The 15,769-nt window shown below is 44.4% G+C and carries 14 protein-coding genes, 1 pseudogene and 1 riboswitch; of the genes and pseudogenes, 4 read left to right on the top strand and 11 right to left on the bottom strand.

The genetic code is table 11. The features are described 5' to 3' along the window. Nucleotides 1-112: 112 nt before the first annotated feature. The 3 genes and pseudogenes from QUA47_RS24000 to QUA47_RS23990 form a co-directional block, all read right to left on the bottom strand. Nucleotides 113-685: pseudogene (locus QUA47_RS24000) on the bottom strand (RNA-guided endonuclease InsQ/TnpB family protein); the annotation flags it as partial. A 238-nt stretch (nt 686-923) separates the two neighbouring features. Continuing rightward, nucleotides 924-1,247 carry a WGxxGxxG family protein gene (locus QUA47_RS23995; RefSeq protein ID WP_333432606.1) on the bottom strand — a complete coding sequence of 108 codons (324 nt, stop codon included), beginning with the start codon at nt 1,245-1,247 and terminating at the stop codon, nt 924-926. 113 nt (nt 1,248-1,360) lie between these two features. Beyond that, nucleotides 1,361-1,684, bottom strand: a complete 324-nt coding sequence (locus QUA47_RS23990) for a WGxxGxxG family protein (protein WP_333408025.1) — start codon at nt 1,682-1,684, stop codon at nt 1,361-1,363. A 322-nt stretch (nt 1,685-2,006) separates the two neighbouring features. On the opposite strand from QUA47_RS23990, the gene QUA47_RS23985 reads away from it, so the two are divergent. After that, nucleotides 2,007-2,651, top strand: a complete 645-nt coding sequence (locus QUA47_RS23985) for a hypothetical protein (protein WP_190661578.1) — start codon at nt 2,007-2,009, stop codon at nt 2,649-2,651. A 20-nt stretch (nt 2,652-2,671) separates the two neighbouring features. After that, the gene (locus QUA47_RS23980) at nt 2,672-3,418 is read left to right on the top strand and encodes a pentapeptide repeat-containing protein (protein ID WP_333432605.1); all 747 of its coding nucleotides are present in this window, start codon (nt 2,672-2,674) and stop codon (nt 3,416-3,418) included. 178 nt (nt 3,419-3,596) lie between these two features. Here the strand turns inward: QUA47_RS23980 and QUA47_RS23975 are convergent, their stop codons facing one another. After that, nucleotides 3,597-4,124 (bottom strand): hypothetical protein, encoded by a 528-nt coding sequence (locus tag QUA47_RS23975; RefSeq protein WP_333432604.1) that lies wholly within the window; start codon nt 4,122-4,124, stop codon nt 3,597-3,599. 83 nt (nt 4,125-4,207) lie between these two features. Between QUA47_RS23975 and pyrE the strand changes: the two genes are divergently transcribed. Both pyrE and QUA47_RS23965 read left to right on the top strand, forming a co-directional pair. Beyond that, nucleotides 4,208-4,795 (top strand): orotate phosphoribosyltransferase, encoded by a 588-nt coding sequence (gene pyrE / locus QUA47_RS23970; protein ID WP_333432603.1) that lies wholly within the window; start codon nt 4,208-4,210, stop codon nt 4,793-4,795. A gap of 363 nt (nt 4,796-5,158) precedes the next feature. Continuing rightward, a complete protein-coding gene (locus QUA47_RS23965) occupies nt 5,159-5,776 on the top strand; it encodes a hypothetical protein (protein ID WP_333432602.1) in 618 nt (205 codons plus the stop codon). A 733-nt stretch (nt 5,777-6,509) separates the two neighbouring features. Here the strand turns inward: QUA47_RS23965 and thiC are convergent. From thiC to QUA47_RS23930, 7 genes are all read right to left on the bottom strand, one after another. Further along, nucleotides 6,510-7,883 carry a phosphomethylpyrimidine synthase ThiC gene (thiC, locus tag QUA47_RS23960; protein ID WP_333432601.1) on the bottom strand — a complete coding sequence of 458 codons (1,374 nt, stop codon included), beginning with the start codon at nt 7,881-7,883 and terminating at the stop codon, nt 6,510-6,512. Nucleotides 7,884-7,890: 7 nt separating this feature from the next. Then, a riboswitch (TPP riboswitch) is annotated at nt 7,891-7,987 on the bottom strand. Nucleotides 7,988-8,421: 434 nt separating this feature from the next. Then, entirely contained in the window at nt 8,422-8,943 is a 522-nt protein-coding gene (locus tag QUA47_RS23955; RefSeq protein WP_333432600.1) for a hypothetical protein, read from the bottom strand. Between the two features lie 12 nt (nt 8,944-8,955). After that, nucleotides 8,956-9,210: an HNH endonuclease gene (locus QUA47_RS23950; RefSeq protein WP_333432599.1), complete on the bottom strand. Its 255-nt coding sequence runs from the start codon at nt 9,208-9,210 to the stop codon at nt 8,956-8,958. 80 nt (nt 9,211-9,290) lie between these two features. Continuing rightward, on the bottom strand, nt 9,291-12,230 hold the full coding sequence (locus tag QUA47_RS23945; RefSeq protein ID WP_333432598.1) for a dynamin family protein: 2,940 nt from the start codon (nt 12,228-12,230) through the stop codon (nt 9,291-9,293). Nucleotides 12,231-12,395: 165 nt separating this feature from the next. Then, entirely contained in the window at nt 12,396-12,524 is a 129-nt protein-coding gene (locus tag QUA47_RS23940; protein WP_333286124.1) for a hypothetical protein, read from the bottom strand. A 12-nt stretch (nt 12,525-12,536) separates the two neighbouring features. Further along, nucleotides 12,537-13,097, bottom strand: a complete 561-nt coding sequence (locus tag QUA47_RS23935) for a Uma2 family endonuclease (RefSeq protein WP_333432597.1) — start codon at nt 13,095-13,097, stop codon at nt 12,537-12,539. A 324-nt stretch (nt 13,098-13,421) separates the two neighbouring features. Continuing rightward, the gene (locus QUA47_RS23930; RefSeq protein ID WP_333432596.1) at nt 13,422-15,698 is read right to left on the bottom strand and encodes a tetratricopeptide repeat protein; all 2,277 of its coding nucleotides are present in this window, start codon (nt 15,696-15,698) and stop codon (nt 13,422-13,424) included. Nucleotides 15,699-15,769 lie beyond the last annotated feature (71 nt).

Below are 15,769 nucleotides of genomic sequence, written 5' to 3'. Positions count from 1 at the left end.
CGGGGTAGGTTTTTCACCTACATGGTCATTCAGTTATCAAGGTTCATTACCCTGCGGCTAATCCCCCTAATCTTTTTATTAAGATTGGTTTCTAGCCAACGAATCGCACCGTTAGCCCTACGTCTAAACCAATGGTTCGTCCAGTAGGTTCGCGCTTCTCATTTCGTTCAGCATCAATACAGAATTGCACGTAGTATCCATCAGCTCGGCGAACTACGCGCACCCGCTTGATTTGATTTAACTGATAGAAGTGTAGGTCACGAGTTCCCCATAATTTAAAACTTCCTGCTTTAAATCCATCGGTGAAGGTTATATTTCGCCTGTCTTCAGAAAGTATCCATCCACAAGTTTTGTATTCAACAGAACCATGTGTTTCATGCTTTTTAAATCGGGGGAAACCTTTTTTACCGGGTCTTGCTTTCTTGCAGTTGTCGAAAAACCGCGCAATCGCTGACCAAGCTCTTTCGGCAGAAGCTTGCCTTGCCATTGAGTTGAGCTTAGCAGCCCAAGGAAACTCCTTCGCTAAGACTACGCAATAAGCGCTTAAGTCGTAGCGACCTACATCTTTTGTGTCCATCCAGTACCTGATGCAGCTATTCCGAATAAAACGAGCAGTACGAATGGCTTCGTCTAGCCGTTCGTACTGCTCGTTTTTTCCTTCTAGCTTGGCTTCAAATACTAACATTTACGTCGCTGGGATGGATATAAAGACTAATTCACAGTTTTGGCTAAATTAAAGCCGTCCTATAAGGACGGGGCTTTAGACCCAGTTTTTCGGTAACCAATTTAATCCTGGTTCGATCGCGCATCATCTCAAACAAAAAAACCTCCCAGATGGAGGTTTTTTGATGATTATTTGGGAGCGTCGGACAGGTTAAAACATCCTGTCCCTGCATAATGCCCACAGCACTAAGACTCAATTCTTAGCGGTAGTCAGTGCGCGCAGCGGGCTCGCGATCGCTCGTTGTAGTGGTAGAGCGGACATTTTCTTCGCGTTTGCGGGGAATCAAACCCAACAAGCCAGACAAGCCTAGCAGTCCCAACCATCCCCAATCAAAATCGCGATCGGTCTCAGCATTGGAGACATCGGAGCGAGGAGTGGTGGTGGTTGTAGTGCTGTTAGTACCGGAAGTTGTACCGCCAGTTGTATCTGTCTGAGCTGAAGCAGGGAGATGAGCAGGTGCTAGGGCTAAACCAGCAGCTATAATACCTGCACCGATTGCTTTGGATAAATCAGAACGTTTCATAATTCAACTCCTCTGTGTTGGCTAAAATCTTTAACTATCAAAACTATATCGATCGGCGGACAGGTTAAAACATCCTGTCCCTGCATAATGGCCACAGCACTAAGACTCAATTCTTAACGGTAGTCAGTGCGCGCAGCGGGTTCGCGATCGCTCGTTGTAGTGGTATAGCGGACATTTTCTTCGCGTTTGCGCGGAATCAAACCCAACAAACCAGACAAGCCTAGCAGTCCCAACCAGCCCCAATCAAAATCGCGATCGGTTTCAGCATTGTAGACATCGGAGCGAGGAGTGGTGGTAGTTGTAGTGGTGTTAGTACCGGAAGTTGTACCGCCAGTTGTATCTGTCTGAGCTGAAGCAGGGAGATGAGCTGGTGCTATGGCTAAACCAGCAGCTATAATACCTGCACCGATTGCTTTGGATAAATCAGAACGTTTCATAATTCAACTGCTCTCTGTTGGCTAAAATCTTTAACTATCATCACTATATCGATCGGCTCTCCAAGTTAAATCCACCTCTAGCAGTAAACATTGTTATGTTCCACGTATAACTACAGATTGATATCAAATTTTTAGCAGGCGCACAAAATTAAAGATTGCTCGCGGAGGCACTCCGGCACTAGAAAGGGCGCATCTGGCACCTCACTAGGTTGTGAGGCAGTGCGGCAGTCCCGACAAGAGACAAGGTGTGGGGGACAAAAAAAGGTAAACTCAGATATTGCACAGACAAGTGCTGGAACTCGATCGACGGAGATCAAAACTTTTGGGAATAGAGTTACGCAGCTACGTATTTCTAGACAACTTGCAGCCACAGCACGCAGCATACATCGGCACAGTCGCTGCCGGATTCTTGCCGCTGCCAGGGGATGCGTCGCTGTGGATAGAAATCTCGCCCGGTATCGAAATTAACCGAATTACCGATGTCGCCCTCAAATCTGCCTCCGTGCGCCCGGGAGTGCAGATAGTCGAACGCTTGTACGGACTTCTGGAAGTACACTCGAGTCAGCAGGGGGAAACGCGGGCCGCAGGGAAAGCAATTCTAGAATTCATCGGACTCCGCAGAGAAGAAGGTATCAAACCGCGCGTGATTTCCAGTCAAATTATTCGCAACATTGACCCCCACCAAACACAATTAATCAACCGCACCCGCCGCGGACAGTTGCTGCTGGCGGGACAAACCCTTTACGTCTTAGAAGTAGAGCCGGCTGCCTATGCAGCGCTGGCGGCCAATGAAGCAGAAAAAGGCGCATCTATTAACATCTTAGAGGTTCAGGCTGTAGGCAGTTTCGGACGGCTTTACCTCGGCGGCGCAGAACGAGATATTATAGCAGGTTCCCAGGCAGCAATTGCGGCGGTGGAAAACGTGACGGGTCGAGAAAATCCAGCAATTGTTGGTCGCAAGGAATAGCCGTTAAAGGAGATGCAATTATGGCAAACACACAGCATTTAGCGCTGTTAAAAAAAGGTGCAGTTAATTGGATTGAATGGAGAAGTCTCAACCCAAATATTGAACCGGATCTCAGCGAAGCTAACCTCGCCGAAGCCAATCTCAGAGGCGCGCATCTTTGGGGCTCGAACCTTTTTAAAACAGATTTGTTTAAGGCTAAATTAATTTCGGCCAACCTTGCCGAATCTAATTTTAGTTTAGCAAATCTTGCGGGAGCGCAACTGCTCGAAACTAATTTAATTAAAGCTAATTTAACTGGAACCAACCTCCGAGCGGCCGACCTCAGGGGAGCTGATTTGAGCAGTGCTAATTTAATTGGGGCTGACCTCACCGCTGCTAATCTCCAACAAACCGATTTCGGTGATGCGAATTTAATCGGTGCGGTGATGTTTCGAGCTAATGCGATGGGGGCGAACCTCAATTCTGCTAATCTCAGTCAAGCCAATCTCACTCAAGCCGAATTGATTGAAGCACATTGCTATGCAGCCAATTTCTCTAAAGCTCACCTCGGGGAAGCTCACTTCACTGGAGCATATCTTTTCAGAGCTAATCTCAGTTTTGCGGAGTTGAGCGCTGCCGATTTACGGTGGGCAAACCTCGGCAAAGCTGATTTGAGAGGGGCTAATTTGACTGGGGCAAATCTCAGGGGAGCGAACTTGGCGGGAGCTAATCTGGGCGAAGCTATTTTGAAAGGAACAATCATGCCTGACGGCAGCATGGTTTCATAAATATTGGGTAATATTGAGTCCAATAAAATAACCGCGATAGTTAAAAAAAGTCAGTTGCGCGTTTACCGAAAGGATTGCCAAAACATGAGTTGTTGGGGCGGGTTGAGGCTTTCTCTCTCATACAAATCCGAGATGAGAGTAAACCCGCCTCGGCTCAAAACTCGCAACTGTCGATCGATTAATTTTGGCCAGGGGGCGATACTTGATAAAGTCCTCTAACGGGCCCTGGATCAGTCTGTGAACCTTCCTGCTGTGTTGGAAGCGTATACTGATCTTGGAGTCCGGCGGGAGTGGCGAAACAGCCACTTGGCTGAGGTCCTAGCTGACAAGCTGGAGGCAGTGCCATGACTGAGGCATCGAAGGGATTAACAGCATCTGGGACGCGGAGAATCGGGTCGCTGGAAACTTGCCGCTGCATTACTCGTCGGTAGAAGCCGTTGACGCGACTGGCATCCCTCTCGATTTCTTTTTCGGGAAAGGCAACGACGCCGCTGGGGGAACCGATGCCTAAATAGTCGCCAAAGTAACCTTGCAAGCTAACGTTGTGGTAAAAGTCTCCTGAAGCTTGAAAAAATTGTCGGTTGAAGTCGTCGGCAATCGGGTGAAATCGCTCTGTTTGTGCTTGAGCTGGTTTGACGGATGCCATTGCGGCAGAGGCGACAGCGAGAATCAACGCGCCGCTCAGGCTTTTTAACTTTTGACTCATATATTCAGCCTCCTTAATTAATTCCGATTCCACTATAAACTGATTATCGACGGATTATTTGTGTTTTTTACAAGGTGTGAGTTATGGATGCTGGGGATTTAAAGGTGTTGCGCGATCGACTTCTCGATTTGTTGTGCGAGTTTGCCTATCGCGAAGGCGATTTTGTGCTGTCTTCGGGGCAGAAAAGTTCTTATTACATTAACTGTAAACCGGTGACGCTGCACGCTGAAGGTGCTTTGGCAACGGGACGTTTGCTGTTGTCTATGCTGTCGTCGGATGTGCAAGCTGTGGGCGGTTTGACTTTGGGTGCTGACCCGATTGTAACTGCGGTGAGTGTGGTTTCGGCTCTGGAAGGTCGATCGATTCCGGCGCTAATTGTCAGAAAGGAGACGAAGGGACACGGGACAATGGCTTATATTGAGGGGCCGCTGTTGCCAGAGGGCACGAATGTGGCGGTTTTGGAGGATGTGGTGACGACGGGTAAGTCGGCGATGCAGGCGGTGGAAAGGTTGCGGGGTGCGGGTTATAAAGTCGATCGCGTGTTGTCGCTGATTGACAGGGAGCAAGGTGGTGCGGAGTTTTATCGCTCTGTTGGATTGGACTTTGAAACAGTTTTTACGATTAAGGATCTTAAGGAATGGCGATCGCGCATCGCTGAATCACAAGAATAGCCCTAGCTTCTGCCTCCAAAAATAGGACAAAGGCGCAACTTTAGTCGCTACTTATCAATAGTAGTGATTAAAGTCCCTGCTACGAAAAGCTGGGGGAATATTTACGGGCAATAAGTAAGTCCTAGTGCCATGTGCCGAGAGTTAAAAAGGCAGGGACTAACAAAAAAAAATACGCTCCTAGGCCGTCAAGCTGCGACGCCGTGCGGGTACAAAAATTAAGAGTAGAATACTGGGAAAAAGTGAATAATACAGAGCCATAAAACTTGGTATTGCTAGAGGAAAGCGGTGTTTTATGGGGTGGTATTAATTAGAAACTATGCCCGCTCTAATTTTATCAAAATCAGCTCAGGCACTTGGATAACAATGGAAAATAAAGTTTTCCGTGCTAAACAAGCGCAAGCTTTCAGGTTCACAATCTATACCAATCGGCTGATTTTAGCAGAGGCAAATTATAACCTGCGTGAGATATTAACTAGAGAAGACAGTTTTAATATGTTATATGACGCGGCGCAAGGAGAAGCAGCAATGATTTTACCTGCATCTATTAAAATGAAATGGAAACTACTGGCAACAGCCTTTATTTGTCCTCTGACACTAATTGGTGTTGGGATTGGGCAACAACCGATTCAAGCACAACAAAATCCATCTAAGACTAATGTTGCTGCTTTGCCCGATGGTATTTACCTGTACGGAGATTCGCCACAGCCCAACCAAGTTCTTCAAAACTACATTGTGTTTCAACGCCAGAACGATCGGGTGGTTGGTGCAATCTACGCGCCGCGATCGGACTTTGCGTGCTTCACTGGTAAAATTCAGGGAAATACACTCTCCGGGAAGGCAATCTCACCCGGCGGAAAACTTCAAACAATTGAAATCAATACTCAGCTAACAAATCTGCATTCTATTCGCACAATTAGCTCAAACGATCGGCGCATTCTTTCAACCTGCCAACAGACAGCGCAAGCTAACATATCCAGGTAAATCTTTTACTTAGCTCAAATGCTGCATTAGGCGGGCGGTGCGTTACACTGCGTTAACGCACCCTAGGAATTGAAAATTTCTGGTTACTAGGATCTGCCTGGTAATAAATATCTAGAGGCTCTGCCTCTCTTAAAAAATAGTACAAAATAGGAGTTTTTACCGCCGGATTAATGGCATAGAAAAAAATCCGTTTTATTGACTTATTCTCAGGAAGAGGCGGCATGAGATTAGCGTTTGAATCCGCCGCTGTTCGTTGAATCAACAAACGGAATGCCTCTTAAGCAGCGAAATCAATCTCGACGCTCAGTTAGTTTACCACTACCGGGTAGGCGGCTAATTGACTCTCGCGGTGGCAATTCTCTTCATTCTTGGGAACTGGGTTTGCGAGGCGAGTTCAGTTTAGACGAAATTGAGTTGATGAAGAGTTTTATATTGAAAAGGCGAAATAAAGAATTTGGGCATGACCCAGATGGCCAGCTATTAACTAAAGAGCAAATAGCTACTTTTTTTGCTCATCCCAATCTCGATAAAATTCTGGCTTCCTTGGTAAGAAAAAAGTACCTGCAAGGGAACATCGCAATTCTCCTTTTCGGAAACTCCTTTTAATATAACCTTAAGTGAGGTGCGCCATCAGCACCCTAGTTTTGGGCGAGCAGGATGCCCGCCCCACAAGAAACGAAACAGCTTTACGATTAAGTAAGGCGGGCATTGCCCACCCTACGAATTAATCCAATTAGCTTTGGGCTACAGGTTCCTTAGCCAAAAACTTCTCTAATTCCGTCAAAGCATCGGCATCTACCTTAGTCTGCATCGGACAGAACTTAGGCCCGCACATTGAACAGAATTCAGCAGTTTTGTAGATATCCGCCGGCAAAGTTTCGTCGTGATATTCCTTTGCCCGTTCTGGATCTAATGACAGCTCAAATTGACGGTTCCAATCGAAATTGTAACGCGCTTTCGAGAGTTCGTCATCGCGATCGCGCGCACCCGGACGGCCACGTGCAATATCTGCTGCGTGAGCCGCGATTTTGTAAGCAATCAGCCCGTTTCGGACATCCTCAGCATTCGGCAATCCTAAGTGTTCCTTCGGCGTCACGTAACACAGCATTGCAGTACCGTACCAACCAGCCATCGCTGCCCCAATTGCTGAGGTAATGTGATCGTATCCAGGCGCAATATCTGTAACCAACGGCCCCAAAACATAGAAGGGTGCTTCGGAACATTCCTCCATTTGTTTCTTGACATTAAACTCAATTTGATCCATCGGCACGTGACCGGGGCCTTCCACCATTACCTGCACGTCATGTTCCCAAGCTTTGCGAGTTAATTGTCCCAAAGTTTTGAGTTCAGCTAATTGAGCTTCATCCGACGCATCGTGAGTGCAACCGGGGCGCAGAGAATCTCCCAAACTAAACGAAACATCGTATTTTTTGAAGATTTCAATGATGTCGTTAAAGTGAGTGTAGAGGGGATTTTGTTTGTGGTGATGCAGCATCCACCGCGCCAAAATTCCGCCACCGCGAGAGACAATTCCAGTTAGCCGATTTTTCACCAACGGCAAATGCTCGATCAAAATTCCGGCGTGAATTGTTTGGTAATCAACACCTTGTTGAGCGTGTTTGTCAATGATGTGAAGAAAGTCATTGGGCGTCAGACTTTCCATATTACCGTGAACGCTTTCTAGAGCTTGGTAAATTGGTACAGTACCGATCGGCACCGGTGAAGCTTTGATAATCGTAGTGCGAATTTCATCCAAATTGCCGCCGCCGGTGGACAAGTCCATCACGGTATCAGCGCCGTATTTCACTGCTAATTTAAGCTTGTCAACTTCTTCTTCCATATTGGAAGAGTTGGGAGAGGCACCGATATTAGCATTGACTTTGCATTTAGACGCAATGCCGATCGCCATCGGTTCTAAATTCGTGTGATTGATATTAGCGGGAATAATCATCCGTCCCCGCGCTACTTCGGCGCGGATAAGTTCTGGCGGGAGATTTTCTCGCTTAGCAACAAAGTGCATTTCCTCAGTAATTACACCTTGGCGGGCGTAGTGCATCTGAGATACATTGCTTTGCCCCTGACGCTTCGCGATCCATTCGGTACGCATATTTAATTTCCTTGATAAACAGCTTCCCTCCGCTGGTATTACCCAGACTCAGGTTCTAAGGGTGTTTTCTCAGCCCGGATATTCGGGCACCCCTAGCTAAGCTGTTGATTGTATCACCGATTTCTGTGCGCGACGCCAGCAACTAAGGAAATCTTAATATTGGGATATAGATGAGGGGAGCGATCGCCCTTTTGGGCCTTCTGATATTTCTGCTGTTTAAAAAGTGCGATCGTACCCCCTTTAACAATCTAAAAACCATCACACCTCATCAGGATTAATCCCCATTTCGCGCAATTTTGCTGCTAGGCGAATCGTGTTATATTTTGCGCTAATCTCTGATGTTTTTCCCTTGCTGTAGTCGCTAATTAGTCTAAAAGCTACTTAAAACCTTTATAATTTTCAATATTTTTTCTCTGATTTCCAAAATTTGAGGTAGTAATTGTTGGGAGTCTTCTGAAGAGTTAGCAAGTTTTTTAGAGAGTTGACCGTTGTATTTTCTAATTTTAGAATTGAGAAGTTTCAGAGGCTTAATATACTTTTATTTCTTAAAATATAGTTCTCCCAATTTAATTGAATTAACTTCTTGCGTTTCAGCAATAAGATTAACTAGAGATTCTAGTTTGGTGAGATTCAATACTAATAACGGAGAATCGAGTTTCTCTTGAATTCTTGTTTCATTTATCTTCAATCTCCTAAGGTTCTCCCAGCACTCTACTAAAAGAGAGTTTGCTAAAATCTTATCTCTTTTTCTTGAGTCAGATTTTTCTTTTTCCCGGGCAATCACTACACCTAGAACAAAAGTAAAAATTGATAAAAATTGTTTAAACGCTCCGGTTAGTTCATACTCAGGCAGGGCAAGACGAGTCAATATAAACGGAGATATTAACACTATTAATGAAGGTAATATTATCGGTTTTTTATTAAAAAAATTGATAAAGTTTGATAAAAAATTATCATATTTTTTGCTAAATCCAATGGATAATCCTGTATGAATAAACCATAAAACAGCTAGGCTTGTACCCAAAATAGCAGGCGAATAGTTAGGAGTTGTTTCAGGCATACTTTTTCCTTTTCATTTGCTGAATCTACGCTTGAACCGGGGGTCAATACGGTCTTTTTTTCGTCTATTGCAATCGAAGCAAAGCGTTTGCAGATTGCTGATGTCATTTGAGCCTCCAAGAGCTAAGGGAATGATGTGATCGATCGTAAGATTAGTCTCTTGGTCTGTTCTGCCACAGCTTTTGCAGCAATTTTCATCGCGCTCAAAAACAAGTTTCCTCACCTTTGGCGGAATTAAAATTCGTGGAGTTTTTCTAGTCAAAGACATTTTGGGTAGAGATTATAAAATCAGACACTTCCTGGCTGGTTATGTGGGGGCATATTGCCAATACGCCCCTGTACAAATGCTTATGGCTTAAGCAGTTTTTCAAGGGCTTTAGGAACACGAGCCTCTGCATCAGCCATCACCTGCTCCATATTTTGCAAAAGTTCCCCACTATATTCTTCCAAAACTTTAGTAGACAGAGACATTCCACCCTTACCATCACTTGGGTTATCAATTACCGCCTTGATCGACTGACCGATTTTAAACAGATCCTTAAGAGATTCAATACTAACACGGTCTTCGCTCACATTGCTGATATGGAGTAAGCCTTTAGTACCTTCTACATCAACAAATACACCATAGGATTGGAACCCAGTTATTTGGGCTTTCACAAGTTGTCCCCTCTCTAATTTTTTGGAACTTTCGGATTGAGCAGCCAAGTAATTAGGTCGCACTAGCGGATCGGGACTCGCTCCTGGTTCCGGGCTGTCCTTTGACTCTACAGGATTTGTCTCACTATAATTTTGTGTTGCACTCGAATCATTTGCTGAGTCGAAACTGGAAGTAGATTCTGGTGGGATGTTATTTGACTCTACAAAATTTACGTCAGTGAAAAATGGCGTGGTACTGGAATTATCTTCAGGTATTGTAGGCAGCTTGTAGTCGTCTAATTTCATTGCCTCTAAGCAGCTATTGATACCTGCAACAGCTTGGTTATAGTCAGAAATCTTTAGCTCAACTTCTCTCAACTTCTGGTCACGCTCGTCGATTTTAGCTTGAGCCTCTTTTTCTATCGCTTGCCGTTTGTTGGCGCGAGCGCGAGCGGATTGCTGCCCAATCAATTGCCGTTTATTTTCAGCCATCGACAACAGATATTTATTCAGCATTTTGATAATTTTTGAACCCAAATCAACTTCTATTGTTTGTTTAAACTTAGCTTGAAAATCAATTTCTAGCAGTTGACGTATAGGTGCTTCTGCTTCTACCATGCGTTTGACATCTCGACTTTTAGATGCTTCTTGCAAAGTTTCACGGAACTGATAGAGCCAAACACTATCTTCGTAATCATAAAGGTCGGGGCTTTCGACGATATAAAACACACATTCGGCACTCGCCAAAACCTTTACCCCCTCAATAATTATTTTTTCTATATTCTGTAACTCTTGGACAATTTCACAATCATCACCCAACAAATTACGAAGCTGACGGTAGTATGGTTGCTTGCGTACTCGCTTAATCAAGCGTTGGAAAAAACGAGCAATCAAAATTTCTGATTCCTTAACCAGAACATTCTCTAATCCATTAGCAATGTCATAGAAGGCTTGTCCCAAAACGGCTACTAAGGGCGCTGTGACATGACGATGATTGCGGCAGGTATTGGCGAAGGCATCTAATATAGAAAAGTTTTCTATCAAGTCGGTGAGATTCTCCTGCATATTCTGGTGAAGGTTGTTGAAATCTTGCTTAAAATCTTCGCAAGTATTTATCACCAATAGTTGAATTTCTTCTTCTATTTGTCGATAAAAGGCTTCGCCAACCTCCCATACTTCTTTCTCGATCTGTACCAAATCTCGTTCTGTCATTTCTGCAGTATTTGCAGGTTTATTTTTCCACTGACCGCGCTCTTCTAAGTAAGATTCACACAAGTCGTTACAGAGTTCGCTAATATCATTAGCTAGGTTGGCAAATAATTCTGGTCGCTTTTCCTCAGTCAAATAGCGGGTGATAGCATTACTAAATTCCTGAATACCACTATCCTGAAGCAACTGCTCGATTATGCTATCTTTATAAAGATTGAGAATTTCTATATATTTTTCGTTTTTGCTTTTATTTTTACGCAGTACAATATCGGGGAATTTATCAACGGGTAGTTTATCGGAATCGCAGTAGTCAAGAAACTCTCGCACAAATTCATGAGGGATTCCCTCAACTCCATCTGAGTTTTGTACAGGTTCAGTAGCCAATATAGAATTTAGTCCCCATCGCTCACTTTCACTTGTATTTTTGATCTGACAAGCCCAGAAACCTAGCAAAGCGCTAGTTTTATAAAATCCTCTAGGTGTATCATTAAAGTTTGTGCTAATCAGGTCAGAGAGGTCTTGTTCAAGTTTGGGGTTACGCCAGGTTTTATCAATAAGGTTAAATACATAAAACACAGGATCACGAATTCCAGTGTTTTCTCGCATTACCTGTATTAGTCTTTTTTCTGCTGTTTCTGTTTCCCCTTCTTGATTGGCCTTCATGACACAGACAACGGCAGAAGTATTAGTGTCTTCGACTTTGCGAGAAGTCAATTGTGCATCTCTTTTCACAGGAGCATCAATCCCTGGTAAGTCAATCAGAACATTACCATCCTCTAACAACTGATGATGACGATAATAATCAATACGTTTGAGAACAGCACTACTGCTTCCGCGACCAGCGTAATTATGTGAATCTTTGGCTGAAAGATCTACCTCCTCCCTTTCATAAACTTTATTTTCAGATGAGTGAATGTACTGGCGGTGAAGCTGAAATCCTTCCAGTAATTCTTTCAGCCCATTAGCTTCTTCTCCCTTCTCTGTGTTTTTGGAACCGCCCTCCTGTTTAATGATTGTTGCACATTCTTCCACAAGCTGTTTAATTGCCTGCTCGTTAGTAATATCAATTTTATTTTTTAGTCTTAAGTTTTCACCCCGCTCATTCACTTCTTCCTGAATTTCTGATATGCTCAGAAATGTGAGTACATCTCGTTCTTCTTCTGGTGACTTGGCATACTCAATATAACATTCGAGGCCAGTAGCATGACCGGTATTACTGTACAGTAAGTTTTGCCCTAACAAGGCATTGATCAGCATTGACTTACCGGCACTGTATGTTCCTGCAAAAACAATCTCGAACCTGGGGGCAATTGCCTTATCACGGGAAGTCCTAATTGCGGCAGTATCGTGCTTCCCTCTCAAAGATGGCTCCTTCTCTAACAGCCGCAACAGACGATTTACATGGGCTTCTAAATTTTCACATTGATGTGGTTTTTGGGTCATGTGGAAAAAGCACTCTAATTTTCAGACAATTATTCAGAAGAGCCGGACTCCCTTAGCAAATCAAGCCCCCCTAGCCTACCTACCCACCAGTTAGTCTCGCCAGAGTCACCCGTGCCGATCGCAATCGCGCTCACCTTATTTGCCCCTAAGTCAGTATAGCTGAATTTAAGTCTCTTTTTCACCCGATGAAATTTTGTCTGTCTCCTGTTTTAATTCCGATATAATTGCGCCGCGATCGCGCCAAGCTTCCGCATTCTCAAGCTTAATGGCAATAGCTCGATCGTAAGCTGCCATTACTTATTCATACTAACCCAATATAAAATCAACGCTCACTTCTAAATCGGGAAAAGCCAGCGGCGCAACTTGTTGACCGCGCCAAAACTTGAGCATTAAACTATAACCGTTCGGGCCGGGCTGACGGTAGACTTCCAAACAATTTTCAACTAAATCTACTAGCCAAACTTCCTGAATTAGCGATCGAGCGTAAAGGGATACTTTCACATCTCTGTCATAATCAACCGTACTATCTGAAACTTCAACTAACAGCAAAACTTCAGACGGTACTGGATGGGCTGTGGCGTAGTAGTCAGCGCGAGGTTCCAGCAATACAACATCCGGTTGAGGTTCAGTCCGCTCAGTCAACTGGATAGGGTCTTGGGCACCTACAATCGCACGTCTTCTCTCCAAATCCGAGAACACAGCGATCAGACGCTTAACAGAACTTGCGTGACGAGTACCAATTGCAGCCATTTTAACAATCTCTCCTTCTATGAGTTCTACCCGATCGCCCTGGGAGAGAATACCAGCCTCAGTCATCAAATGATATTCTTTTACTGTAAATAACCGTTTTTGAAGCTGAACAGACATATAACTATTCTCCTCGTTTGCAGCTTACCTAAATTTACCATAAAAAAACCGCCCCAAACGGAGCGGAAAAAAGAGGAAAAATTTAGATGACAAACCGTAGACAAAAAGCATTTAAATGTCCGCTATCAAGTCGGTTTAAATACTCTCAATAACTGTAGGGATGGTTCATCGCCAACTATTAATACAGTTGAATTTGAGTGCTGTTGCAAAAGTTTAGCTCGATATACACGCAAAATATTCTCATCCATTGCCAACTTAAAACTAGAGCTTGCCTCCCGATTACCTGACACTTAGGAATTTTGAAGAACCGGATTTTGACTGAGTTTAAGTCTCTTTTTCGGCGGAGTCAATTTTGTCTGTATCGTGCTTTAATTCTGATACAATTGCGCCTCGATCGCGCCACGCTTCGGCATTTTCTGGTTTGATGGCAATAGCTCGATCGTAAGCTGCCATTGCTTCCTCATAGCGCTTTAATTCAGACAAGACTATCCCCAGATGACGCCAAGCATCGTAGGAGTCGGGCTTAATAGCAATCGCTTTCTCATAAGCTGCGATCGATTCTTCATGGCGCTGCAATTTTGCCAAAGATTCGCCTTTACCAAACCAAGCTTCGTAACACTCGGAATTAAGGGTAATTGCTGATTCGTAAGAGGCAATTGCTGCTTCGTGCTGCGACAGTTTGTCGAAAGCTGCGCCTCGGTTGTGCCACACTTCAAAATCCTGCGGTTTAAGGGCTATTGCTTTGTCGTAGGATTCGATCGATTCTTGATATCGCTGCATTTTTCCAAACACAGCGGCTTTATTGTACCAAACTTCGTATTTATCGGGCCGGATGGCGATCGCCCGATCGTAAGAATCAATAGCATCGCTGTAGCGGAGCAGTCTCCACAGCATATTGCCTCGATTGTACCAAGTTTCATATCTCTTGGGATTGAGTTCAAGAGCCCGATCGTAAGAATCAACTGCTGCTGCGTGCTGCTGTACTTTGGCCAGCATCGCACCTCGGTTGTGCCAAATTTCGCTGTCGGTTGCTTTGATAGCGAGGGCGCGATCGTAACTGGCGATCGCTTCTTCGTAATGCTGCAATTGACCCAACAAAGCCGCTATACTGTGCCAACAACCGTATTTTCTAGATTCGCTCAAACTAGCTCGCTCGTAACAGGCGATCGCCTCTTCGTACCTGTGCATTTTTCCCAGCAAGTACGCTTTATTATACCACACTTCGTAGTTATCTGGTTTAATCGATAGTGCTTGGTCGTAAGAGGCGAGTGCTTCTTCCGGGCGCTGCAATCTTATTAACACATTTCCGCGCCAATACCAAGCTTCATCCAAATTTTTATTCGCTAAAATAGCTTTTTCCAAGCAGCCTAATGCCTCATCATAATTTCCTTGAAAATAAAGTCCTTCGGCTTGCTTGATATAATCGTCAGCAATCAACTTTTCGTCGCTAGCAGGTGCAGTTTGCGAATTTTGGGAAGTGTTTAAAGGCGGTTGAGGTGCGACTTTGAGAGCTTCTTTGGCAACAACTGCGGGAACTTGGGAAATTTCTTGAACAATTTGAGATTTTTTATCGTCAACTTCTGTCCGCAAAACTTGCAGGTGCATGATAAATTGAGATTTGAGAGTCTCAATTTGCTCGACCGAAGATTTGGAAAGTTCAGTTTCTCTAGTTAAAAAATCAATAGATTGTTTAGCGGCACTCATTTGCGCTTCTAATTCATTTCTCAACTTTTGAGTCAGTTGGCTAGAATTTATAAGTTCTGATTCCAATACACCAATGCCTTGCAATCGTTTATTAGCATCAGCAACCAAGTGTTTGATGATCAGCCGTCGCATCATCCAAAAAAAGGCAATTGTCACTGGTGGAAATACAGTACCAAGAATTAGTAAAATATTGAGCAAAGTTATGGTACTATTAAAACCGTATCCCGATTCAGAACTGCCACTAGACGGGGAGATAAAAGCGACAACCTCGCGAACTTGAGGATTGCTCTCAACCCCAGTTTCGATTAATTTAGCCAGCCAGGTTTCTTGTAAAGATTTTGTTAGTTCATCGCCGGATGCAGCAGGAGTATTCGCCTTGGTTTTTGCACTAGCAGATAAATCGGGTTGAGCGGCCGCTACCAGCAAACCAGTCGGCGATTTTACAGCAATTCGCGGGGAAAATTGTTCGTGGGCGATCGTCTCAGGCTCGCTAATTGACTCAGCCCGACGGGATAGGGTAGTATTTGAGAAAAATTGTTCGTGAGCGATCGTCTCAGGCTCGCTAATTGACTCAGCCCGACGGGATAGGGTAGTATTTGGGGAAAATTGTTCGTAGGCGATCGTCTCAGGCTCGCTAATTGACTCAGCCCGACGCGATTCAGTATTATTTACCGCATCAACAAAGTTGCTAGCCTGCGGTGTTTCAGGAGAAATAGGATGTGCAGCAGGATTGGCGCTAGTATTAGCAGTTAAATTGTGGGATGCGAGGGCAGCCAGAGTCAAGAGAGCTACATTTGAGACGCGCATAAACGTCAACTCATTTAGGAGAAATTGGTGCTTGGTTGTCAGCGATCGGGCGATCGACCTCATACTCTCAGCAGTTAGAATAGCTGACATGAGGAATGCTGACTTACTATCTCCAAAATACGCGAGGAGTCTGACTTTTCAGGAAAACTGCCAGTAATTCT

This window comes from Microcoleus sp. MON2_D5 (genome assembly GCF_036701905.1).
GTDB lineage: Bacteria > Cyanobacteriota > Cyanobacteriia > Cyanobacteriales > Microcoleaceae > Microcoleus.
The sequence above is the reverse complement of the archived record's forward strand: the minus strand, read 5'-3'. Positions and strand labels throughout refer to the sequence as shown.